Source organism: Enterococcus sp. HMSC061C05 (assembly GCF_001814765.1).
GTDB classification, from domain to species: Bacteria; Bacillota; Bacilli; order Lactobacillales; family Enterococcaceae; genus Enterococcus_B; species Enterococcus_B lactis.
Map to the genome: position 1 here is coordinate 143,556 of NZ_KV817750.1, position 9,971 is coordinate 153,526.

General features: G+C 39.4%; 9 protein-coding genes. 3 read left to right on the forward strand and 6 right to left on the reverse strand.

The genetic code is table 11. From position 1 onward, the window contains the following. Positions 1-338: 338 nt before the first annotated feature. The 3 genes from udk to HMPREF2988_RS10095 form a co-directional block, all read right to left on the reverse strand. Positions 339-968, reverse strand: coding sequence for a uridine kinase (udk, locus tag HMPREF2988_RS10085; RefSeq protein WP_002289751.1), 630 nt, complete (start codon positions 966-968; stop codon positions 339-341). A gap of 83 nt (positions 969-1,051) precedes the next feature. Next, positions 1,052-1,747: a YjjG family noncanonical pyrimidine nucleotidase gene (locus tag HMPREF2988_RS10090; protein ID WP_002315562.1), complete on the reverse strand. Its 696-nt coding sequence runs from the start codon at positions 1,745-1,747 to the stop codon at positions 1,052-1,054. A 12-nt stretch (positions 1,748-1,759) separates the two neighbouring features. Beyond that, on the reverse strand, positions 1,760-2,476 hold the full coding sequence (locus tag HMPREF2988_RS10095) for a 16S rRNA pseudouridine(516) synthase (protein WP_002315561.1): 717 nt from the start codon (positions 2,474-2,476) through the stop codon (positions 1,760-1,762). Between the two features lie 328 nt (positions 2,477-2,804). Here HMPREF2988_RS10095 and HMPREF2988_RS10100 point away from each other — a divergent pair, with 328 nt between their 5' ends. The 3 genes from HMPREF2988_RS10100 to HMPREF2988_RS10110 all read left to right on the forward strand — a co-directional run bounded on the left by HMPREF2988_RS10100 (position 2,805) and on the right by HMPREF2988_RS10110 (position 5,614). Beyond that, a complete protein-coding gene (locus HMPREF2988_RS10100; RefSeq protein WP_002293435.1) occupies positions 2,805-3,413 on the forward strand; it encodes a 50S ribosomal protein L25/general stress protein Ctc in 609 nt (202 codons plus the stop codon). Positions 3,414-3,738: 325 nt separating this feature from the next. Beyond that, the gene (locus HMPREF2988_RS10105; protein WP_002289744.1) at positions 3,739-4,062 is read left to right on the forward strand and encodes a DUF960 domain-containing protein; all 324 of its coding nucleotides are present in this window, start codon (positions 3,739-3,741) and stop codon (positions 4,060-4,062) included. A gap of 181 nt (positions 4,063-4,243) precedes the next feature. Further along, complete coding sequence (locus HMPREF2988_RS10110; protein WP_002293436.1) at positions 4,244-5,614, forward strand: MATE family efflux transporter; 1,371 nt, start codon at positions 4,244-4,246, stop codon at positions 5,612-5,614. A gap of 128 nt (positions 5,615-5,742) precedes the next feature. On the opposite strand, the gene HMPREF2988_RS10115 is transcribed toward HMPREF2988_RS10110, so the two are convergent. From HMPREF2988_RS10115 to HMPREF2988_RS10125, 3 genes are all read right to left on the reverse strand, one after another. Continuing rightward, positions 5,743-7,044: a hemolysin family protein gene (locus HMPREF2988_RS10115; RefSeq protein ID WP_024635700.1), complete on the reverse strand. Its 1,302-nt coding sequence runs from the start codon at positions 7,042-7,044 to the stop codon at positions 5,743-5,745. Between the two features lie 216 nt (positions 7,045-7,260). Beyond that, on the reverse strand, positions 7,261-9,252 hold the full coding sequence (locus HMPREF2988_RS10120) for a KUP/HAK/KT family potassium transporter (protein ID WP_002315557.1): 1,992 nt from the start codon (positions 9,250-9,252) through the stop codon (positions 7,261-7,263). A gap of 143 nt (positions 9,253-9,395) precedes the next feature. Beyond that, positions 9,396-9,662, reverse strand: coding sequence for a GlsB/YeaQ/YmgE family stress response membrane protein (locus HMPREF2988_RS10125; RefSeq protein ID WP_002293441.1), 267 nt, complete (start codon positions 9,660-9,662; stop codon positions 9,396-9,398). Positions 9,663-9,971 lie beyond the last annotated feature (309 nt).

Genomic DNA, 9,971 nt, shown 5'->3' on the forward strand with positions numbered 1-9,971 from the left:
TAAACGGTGTTCAAAAGCTTGCATCTACGATAATAAACCCAACCAAACGAAAAACATGAGAAGCTGTTTTTGTTTGATTTGTTCTTATTACTGGATGCAGGGCAGCTTTTTCACGACCTCTGATTCACGGTGCTCAATCAGCTGACCTTCGGTATTAGCTCAAAAAACGGTAAAATATAAGGAACTATTTTTCCGTTTTTTCTCTCTAATACTCAAGTCAAGACGCTGATTTCACAACCTCTTGTTATAAATAAAAAAACAGTTGACTGGTGACTGTTCAAAAAGCAGGATCCTTGCTTTTCAAACGGTCGCAGTCCGTTCAACTGTTTCGCTGCGCACTATTTATGGTTTAAGAAACTAGCCACTTTTGTTGTAATCAAATCAATAGCAACGTGGTTTTCTCCGCCTTCTGGAACAATGATATCCGCATAGCGCTTCGTTGGTTCGATAAATTGATGATACATCGGTTTAACAACTGTCAAATATTGCTCGATCACGGAGTCCAATGTGCGTCCCCGTTCTTCCATATCCCGTTTGATACGACGAATAATACGAATATCATCGTCTGTATCTACGTATACCTTGATATCCATCAAGTCACGCAGACGTTCATCTTCTAAGATCAGGATTCCTTCTAGAATGATCACTTCTTTTGGTTCCTGAATGATCGTTGCCTGACTTCTTGTATGCGCTACATAGTCATACACGGGTTTTTCAATGGCTTTATAGTTCAGTAAGTCGCCTACATGCTGAATCAGCAGATCATTATCAAAGGCAAAAGGGTGATCGTAATTTGTGTTCAATCGTTCTTCAAAACTCAAATGGCTCTGATCCTTATAATAAGAATCTTGTTCAAGCATCATGATGGAATGGTCCGGGAAGTTGTTGAAAATCGCACGGCTGACACTTGTCTTTCCGCTTCCTGACCCACCCGTCACACCAATGATAATTGGCTTGCTTTTTGTCATTGACTAAAACCTCTTTCGTATCCGTTTTTTCATTCTAATCTATTATAGCGAAAAAACACGAAAATGCTATATTTTTCTGAAAATTAATCCTTTTCAATTTCCAATAATGAGTAAAGTTCTTCTAAAGAATCGATTCGATAAGTGGGTTGGATCTCTTCGATTTCCGGCAATTTGTTTTTATTGAACCAAATCGTATCGATCCCTGCCATGTTCCCTCCTTTGATATCAGAAGTCAGTGAATCACCAATGATCACCGTCTGCTTTTTATCAAGATCAGGAATGTGGGAAAATACATGATCAAAAAATTCTTTCATCGGCTTTTGCGCTCCGACAGCTTCTGAGACAAATATATCTTTAAAATAATCAAGCATTCCTGCATCTGTTAAACGCTGATATTGAGTATGCGACACACCGTTCGTTACAATATAAAGTTCGGCGTGAGGATGGAGCTTTTTCAGAAGTTCTAGACTTCCCGGAACAAGATCATGTCCTTGATTCAAGTAGTGACGATAGCGTTTCTCCATTTGGCGACTATCTACTGTTTTCCCAAATTGCTGGAAGAGTAATCCAAAACGACTGCCTGTTACTTCTTCTCGTGATAGTCTGCCCTTTTCAAATTCCTGCCATAAATGATGATTCAAAGCCTTATAGCTCGTTTTGATTTCTGGTGTCAATGTGATCCCTTGCTCTGCGAACAAAGCACTTAAAGCATTTGCCTCAGTTTGTTGAAAGTCTAGCAATGTATCATCAACATCAAACAATAAAGTGTTATATCTCATCTTTTTAATCTCCTATTTAAAATAAATACTTAACTTTTTCATCTCTGCTAGCGTCAACGATCGGTACTCGCCTACTGCCAACTGTTCATCTAATTCCAATGGTCCCATGCTTAACCGCTTCAATGCGATCACTTTCTTTCCTTGGGCTAAAAACATCTTTTTGACTTGATGGAATTTCCCCTCTTGGATCGTCAATAAAACGGTACTTTGGTGCTTGTCTGCTTTGAGTATTTTTAGATTAGCCGACTGGCATTGGTACCCATCAGCGAATACGATTCCTTTTTCAAATGCTGCTACGTCTGCTGATGTCACCCTTTCGTTCACCACTGCTTGATAAGTCTTTGAGACCTTTTTTTCAGGAAGGAGCATTTCATATCCCAATTGGCCATTCGAAGTAATCAGCAATAGTCCTGTTGTATCTCTATCCAGTCTTCCCACTGGATAGAGCGGCTGAAAACGATCGGCACTTGCAATCAGATCGATTACCGTCGTCTTTTCTGGATCTGACACAGCAGTCACAGCTTTTTTAGGCTTGTTGAGAAGATAGTAGGACTCATTTGTTTCTAAATGTTCACCTGCTACTTCAATCCGATGCAGCAAACTGTCTACATTTCGATTTTGTCGAAATTCGACTGTGCCATCGATCATCACTTGCTTCAAAGCAAACAGCCGCTTCATTTCCTTACGTGTCGTTTCTAATTTTTCTTCTATTAATTTATCTAAGCGCATACCGTTTCCTTTCTTATTACTAATAAGAATTATACCTTGAATATGTTTGCTTGCAAATAAATCATCAACGTTATTCCTTGACTTAACTAGCAGTTCGCGTTACGGTTAAAGAGTAAAGTGAATTGGATTTCTCATACACAGCGTAATGACCTGGTGGAGAAAAGTTGAATCCTGACTTTCTAAGGGGAGATGCGCACATCTCTCCTTTTGCGTTTTTTTAAGCGCCCTGCCTTCGATGATGTGCAAGAGATTAGCCTTTAGAATTCACTTAAATAAAATCTGTCCGTTACCAAAGCAGACAGTCACATTTTAAGGAGGAATTTTGGTTATGTCAGTATCATTAGAAGTAAGTAAAAGAGAAGTACGTCCCCGTTCATTAAGAAATAAACTTCGTCATGAAGGGAAAGTTCCAGCTGTTGTTTATGGGTATAAAATAGAAAGTACCCCTATCTCATTCGATGGTTTGACACTAAGCAAATTGCTGCGTGAACATGGAGCAAACACAGTTATCACGATGGACATTGACGGACAAAAAGTCAATACATTGGTTCATAAGATCCAAACGAACACTTTTACTAATCATTTCGAACATGCAGAATTTCTATCTGTCAACATGTCGGAAGAAACAGAAGTCGAAACAGAAGTCGTTCTTGTTGGCGAATCAGTTGGTGTTAAATCGGGTGGAGTGTTAGCTCAAAACTTGTATACAGTAGTCGTATCTGCTACACCAGACAAATTGCCTGAACGAATTGAAGTCGACGTGACAAACTTGGAATTAGGCGATTCTATTACAGTAGCCGATCTTCCAAAAAACGACGATTACAAGTTCGTGACCGACAGTGAAGAACAAATTGCTGCTGTAGTCGCTCAAAGTGAAGAAGAAGAAAGCACAGGTGAAGGCGGCGAACCAGAAGTAATCGGTTCAAAAGAAGAATAATACTGAAACAATCAGGTGGTGTTAGAAGCGGCGGGTCAGCAGCTTTTAACACGCCTTTTTTATTTCTAATCGTTTATTTTCATATGGGGCTTCCGCTTTTGTAAATAGCTTTGCAAACGAAAAATGCTGATTTACCAAGCTTTTCCTCGCATATTTTTATCGTACCTTTATAAAAATTTATACTTTGAAAAAAAGTATTCAATTATTGTTGCATTTTTCCTGATTCTTTATTAGAATGAACCCTCGTTAAAGTAAGTATTTCTAGTTTATCCTATGATTGATTATAAAAATAAAAACATTCGTTGATTCGAAGGAGGTTAACCAGATGTTTGAAAGTTTTGATAGCAGCCGCAACCGTTACGCTTCAGTTGGTGTAGTATCAAGTTTGCCAGATGAATTGATTGACAGTATATGGTTTATTATTGACCTAGATCTTAAGGGAGTCATTCCATTAGAAAATATATTAACCTTTGATTTGATCGAAAATCGTGGAAAAGTGACGATGCATTTTTCTCAAGCAGGAAGCAATGTGGAAATGGATATTGATTTGCCGTTTGCCTATTCGAACCAATTTCCTGCTCAAGTATACGCCTATGATGACGGTACGAGAGAAACGATCCTTTTACCAAGTGAGATCAGACAATATTAAGGTGATAGATAAACGTGGATGTCCCTTATTTTACAGACCAGGCCAAGTTGTTGATTCTTTGACTCAATTCTTGGCTTCTTTTTATGGAATTTCATCAATTATCATTGATTTCTAATTGGTATTCTCAGGATAAACGCTATATACTACTAACTAAATTTTAAAGATATAAGGAGTTTAAAAGATGCGCGATTTAACAAAAGGAAGCCCCGCTAAACTGATTTTGCTGTTCACTGTTCCTTTACTGATCGGAAACGTTTTTCAGCAGTTTTATAATATGATCGATATGATCATCGTGGGTCAGACACTAGGTAAAAATGCGCTGGCAGCGGTTGGTGCAACTGGAAGCCTGACATTTTTGATCATTGGTTTTGCCCAAGGGTTAACAGCTGGTTTAGCCATTATTACTGCACAACGTTACGGTGCAAAAGATTATCGGGGTCTGAAGAAAAGTTTTGCTGCTAGTGTTGTTATTAGTCTTGTCGTCACTGTGATTTTAACTGTCCTGAGTCTCCTGTTTATTCGTCCGATGCTTCAGTTGATGCAAACTCCTCCTGAAATAATTGATCAAGCACAAACATTTATTTCAATTATTTTGTTAGGGATCTTTGCATCCGTCAGTTTCAATTTGCTTTCTAATGTCATTCGCGCACTTGGTGACAGCCGCACACCATTATTCTTTCTGATCATTGCGGTCATCATCAATGTCGTACTTGATTTGATTTTTATTATCTATTTTGGTATGGGTGTGGAAGGTGCAGCTATTGCTACCGTAATCGCACAAGTTTCTTCTAGCGTACTGTGTCTTGTGTATATCAAGAAAAAGATGCCTTTATTACAGTTACGCAAAAAAGATTTCAATTTTGACAAAGAAGAGTTTCGTGTACATCTAAATGCAGCTTTGCCAATGGCGTTCCAGTCTTCAATCATCGCTGTCGGTGCTATCGTATTACAAGCAGCGCTAAATAGCTTAGGGACAGATGTTGTGGCTGCTCAAGCCGCTGCTGGTCGTATTGATCAATTTGCCAATCAACCGATGATGTCATTTGGTATCGCAATGGCGACTTTCACTGCACAAAACTATGGTGCAAAGGAATATGGCCGAATCTTGCAAGGTGTACGACAAACTTTATTGATGAGTGTCGGATTTAGTCTTTTAGCAGGTGCTATCGTCATTTTCTTTGGACATTTCTTTGTTCAACTGTTTGTTAGCCCATCAGAAACACATGTATTTGAATTAGCACAAACCTACTTCAATATCAATGGGTCTCTTTACTGGATCTTAGCAGTCCTGTTCATTTTACGCTACACGCTTCAAGGTCTTGGACAAAGCAAGATTCCTACGATCGCCGGTATGATGGAATTGCTTATGCGTTCTTTTGCAGCTATCGTTCTTACAGGAATGTGGGGGTATCCAGGAGCCGCAGCAGCTTCTCCTCTAGCTTGGATCGGCTCTGTTGCTGTGTTGCTTTACTCTTACATGCGTTCGATGAAACAATTGAAACACATGGGTGAAGAGGAGCATTTCACGTTAGAACATGCCGAAGCAAGGTAACCTTGATTAAAAGAAATCGGTGCGGCTAAAAATGAAAACTTTTATTGAAAATATCTTCTTCGTTTACCGAAAACAGGTTTTTTAGATAACAAAAGGCTGTGACATTTTTTGTCACAGCCCTTTTTCATTTATTCTGCTTCTCTTTCCATGGTCTCTACTTTGAAATAATCGATATGTGCATGCTGGTATTCTAATACCGTGAAGCGAAATGAGGCAATCTCAATGATCGTTCCTGCGTTTATTTCTTTGTATCGGCTAGAAGCAAATCCCGCAAGTGTAGTAAAATTCGTTTCTTCAAACTCTGGAATCTCTACATGAAAATAACGTTGGAAATCATCTAATGTTAGTTTGCCGGAGATGATATAAGAGCCATCTGACTGTTCCGCTATCAACGCTTCGTCCAAATCTGTCTCATCCCGGATTTCCCCGACGATTTCTTCTAAAATATCTTCAATCGTCACTAAGCCGCTTGTCCCTCCATATTCATCTTTTAAGATAGCAATATGTTTTCCTTTTTTTCGCATGATCGTCAATAATTTTTTTATAGGGATCGTTTCAGTTGTTACGATTGGCTCTTCAATCAAATGTTCTACTGTCAGTTGGTCATCTTTATAAGATTGCTTGATCAAATCTGGTAAGGTAACATAACCTAGAACATTGTCTTTGGATTCTAAAATCACTGGATAGCGAGTATGTCCTTGCTCGATCGAAGCTTTTATCGCTTCTTTTACTGTTTCTGAAGCTTCGAATACTTGCATAGACGTACGATCTACTTGTATATCTTTTGCCAAGGTATCATCAAATTCAAACACGTTTTCCAAATAATGATATTCTTCTTTGGTCAACTCTCCTTTTTCATAAGAATTCAATGCGACTAATGTCAGCTCTTCTTGAGACAAGGTTTCTTCTCCTTCAGATACGAGGCGCACACCTAAAAGCTTTCCTAGACCCGCTGCCGAATGATTCAATACCCAAATAAAAGGAAACATTACTTTATAAAAATAATGAAGCGGTTTGACTACGAACAAGACGACCTTCTCCGTATTGACGATACTATAGCTCTTAGGAAGCAGTTCGCCAATAACCACATCGATATACGTCACTAAAATAAATCCTAGCGCCACAGAGATTGTACTGCTGATAGCCGAACTGAAAGGTAGTTTACCGATCACTGGTTCCAGTAGAGCCGCGACAGAGCCTTCACCGACCCACCCGATGATCAGACCGGTTAGCGTAATTCCTAATTGACTAGCTGATAAATAATTATCTAAATGGTGTGTAACATGAAGAGCTAGCTTGGCGTTCTTCACGTTTTCCTTTTCTAGTTGTTCCAACTTTGATCGTCTGATTTTCACTAAAGCAAATTCACTTGCTACAAAAAATGAAGTAATTGCGATCATCAAAAATAAAATAATGAAATTGATAACCATATTCTCCCGCCTTTCTCTTTTTCTATTGTACCCTTTTTCTACAAAAAGATTGAAAATAATGCGTATTTATATTAGGAATAAAAAAGGAGATGTGGCTGAAAAATGCCACATCTCCTTCTTACTCAAAAGCATTGCATTACTTGTTGCTAAACAGCTTTTTCGTGATTTCTGATAAAAACGGTATTCAAAAGCTGAATTCAGATCAAAGCGCTACTTTCACAATCGCTCTTTCAACCATGTTTTCCGAGTATTTCCAATGATAAGCGGAACAGTTTCATGTTTTACTTCACTGTACTCTAGCCCAAACCATGTTTCTGGCGAGGTAGCGATTTTTTTGATTGCCAGTTTTGCCTGCATGATTTGACGCTGCCATTTTCCTAGAGTTGTCACATTGGAGACTACTTCATCAATCAGGACAAATTGGAAATCGCCAACTTCCCGTCCTGGTGTCAGAGAGTATCTTTGTGGCTGTTTTGGCAAACGGCCTTGTTTCATCAAATCATGGATGACTTGGCGAACATATACATTGATTTCCTGTTGGACCCTGAAACCTAAGAACAGATTCACTTGGACAATAAAGTCGGTGCCCATCATATCTACTTGATATTCTTTCGTATATGGCTCATCCGTCACTTCCACATGAACAAACCAATAAACTCGTGCTCTTTTAGGTCGCTTATCTAAAATCGAATAGATGAACTGTCGTCCCACTTTGTCTTCAGCCATATCAGGCACTAAGAAGACTACATTCGTCTGATAGATTGGTAAAGAAGTATCATCACGTAATTCTTTAAGCTGAGGGATATAATCTCTCAAAGACACATCCTCAGTTGACGATTCGCGGATGATGTTTCCTTGTTCCCAAATGAACATCACAACTAAGATGATCAAACCAATCAGAACGGCTACAAAACCGCCACGGAAGAATTTGACGACACTTGAGATAAAGAAAACAACTTCTATTGCACCAAAGAAAAAGGTAACTAAATATGCAAACCAACGAGAATGGCCGTTTTGGATAAGATAAAAGTAAAGCAGTGCCGTCGTCATCAACATGGTCACCGTGATTGACAGACCATAAGCAGCTTCCATATGATGGGAAGTTCGGAATGTGACAACCACTAGAGAACAGGCGATCCATAGAATCAGATTGACTGCTGGGATATACATTTGCCCGATACTGTTTCCAGGATACATGATCTTTAATCGAGGCAGCAGTTTCAACTTGATGGCTTCCGAAACCAGCGTAAACGAGCCTGTAATCAATGCTTGCGAAGCAATCACCGCAGCAACTGTTGCAAAAGCAACGCCAATCACGATCCAACTTTGAGGCATCATTTGGAAGAATGGATTCAGGTTCTTGATTTGCTGTGCTTCAGGGTTTTGATAAACATTCAATAACCATGCAGCCTGCCCAAAATAATTGATAACCAAACAAATTTTGACGTAAGGCCAGCTCAAACGAATATTTCGTTTGCCGACATGTCCAAGATCGGAATAAAGCGCCTCTGCACCTGTCGTAGCCAAGAAAATATTTCCAAGAATGAACAAGCCTAGTTTGTTATCTGCACTAAAAAGCAGCTGGATTGCGTAATAAGGGTTCAATGCACGGATAACTGTCCAATCCTGGCTAAAATTCAGCAACCCCATTACTCCTAAAAAAGTAAACCAAGCGAACATGATTGGTCCGAATGCTTTTCCGACAATATCTGTCCCAAAGCGTTGGACCATGAATAAGACAAAAATAATAACTAAAGTGATAATGACGATCACGTTCTGGTTATTACCGAACCGGTCAAAAAACTGCGGAATTCCCCGCAATCCTTCAATCGCAGTCGTTACCGTCACAGCAGGGGTCAATACCCCATCCGCTAGTAAGGCAGCTCCTCCGATCATTGCAGGAATGATCAAATATTTCCCACCTTTTCGGACAAGTGTGTAGAGTGAGAAAATTCCACCTTCCCCATGGTTATCTGCATTCAATGCAATCACGACATATTTGATCGTTGTTAGTAGAGTCAATGTCCAAAAAATCAATGAGACTGATCCGATAACAAAATCAGGATTGATTCCTGTCAATCCGCCATTATCTTCAACAATCGATTTCATCACGTAAAGCGGACTTGTCCCGATGTCTCCGTAGACGACTCCCATCGCTACAAGTAGGCCAGCCATTGATATCTTTTTGGTATTGTGCGTTGTTGCCACGTTTTTCCCTCATTTCTTGTTATATGGATGTCCTTTAGGTAAGCTTGAATGATAGACGATCTTCTTATCCATGACACCCGCTTTCCTAAATTGCTTCTAATTATCCAAGTAACACACTGAAGTGTCAACTTATTTGAATAAAATTATTCTTTCTTTGGTCGTTCCCTGATGCGTCTTGCCACAAATGAATAAAGAGCAAGGCAAAAAATTGCACCCAATAATGCTGGTATCAAATAAAAACCGCCAAGTTCCGGTCCAAGCGGTCCTAGTAAAAATTCGCCAAGCCAGCTGCCTAAAAAGCCGATAATGATATTTCCAGATACACCACCTGGGACTTCTTTTCCCAAAATGGCACCAGCTATCAAACCTAACACACCGCCGATAAACAACGACCATAAAAAGTTCAGCATAGCCTTCCCCTCCTTCGTCCCTTTATCTCACTTTTATTTTACGCTTTATTTAGAAGGACTCCAAAAATATGCACCAAGAAACTCCAGAAAAAAAAGAAGTTGTGACAAAAGTGTTCAGCTTATTTCCGTAGAAGCTGCTTCTGGAACACCGTGAATCAGAGGTTGTGAAATCAGCGTTTTGACCTGAGTATTAGAGAAACAAACGGAAAAATAGTTCCTCATATTTTGCCGTTTGCTCAGCTAATGTCGAGGGACAGCTGATTGAACACCGTTTATTGGAGAGGTTGTAAAAAAGCTGTTCTGCATCAA

What these genes read in the sequence shown, in the direction of transcription:
- udk (WP_002289751.1), bottom strand. Translation starts at nt 968, where the DNA reads ATGACAAAAAGCAAGCCAATTATCATTGGTGTGACGGGTGGGTCAGGA.
- HMPREF2988_RS10090 (WP_002315562.1), bottom strand. Translation starts at nt 1,747, where the DNA reads ATGAGATATAACACTTTATTGTTTGATGTTGATGATACATTGCTAGAC.
- HMPREF2988_RS10095 (WP_002315561.1), bottom strand. Translation starts at nt 2,476, where the DNA reads ATGCGCTTAGATAAATTAATAGAAGAAAAATTAGAAACGACACGTAAG.
- HMPREF2988_RS10100 (WP_002293435.1), top strand. Translation starts at nt 2,805, where the DNA reads ATGTCAGTATCATTAGAAGTAAGTAAAAGAGAAGTACGTCCCCGTTCA.
- HMPREF2988_RS10105 (WP_002289744.1), top strand. Translation starts at nt 3,739, where the DNA reads ATGTTTGAAAGTTTTGATAGCAGCCGCAACCGTTACGCTTCAGTTGGT.
- HMPREF2988_RS10110 (WP_002293436.1), top strand. Translation starts at nt 4,244, where the DNA reads ATGCGCGATTTAACAAAAGGAAGCCCCGCTAAACTGATTTTGCTGTTC.
- HMPREF2988_RS10115 (WP_024635700.1), bottom strand. Translation starts at nt 7,044, where the DNA reads ATGGTTATCAATTTCATTATTTTATTTTTGATGATCGCAATTACTTCA.
- HMPREF2988_RS10125 (WP_002293441.1), bottom strand. Translation starts at nt 9,662, where the DNA reads ATGCTGAACTTTTTATGGTCGTTGTTTATCGGCGGTGTGTTAGGTTTG.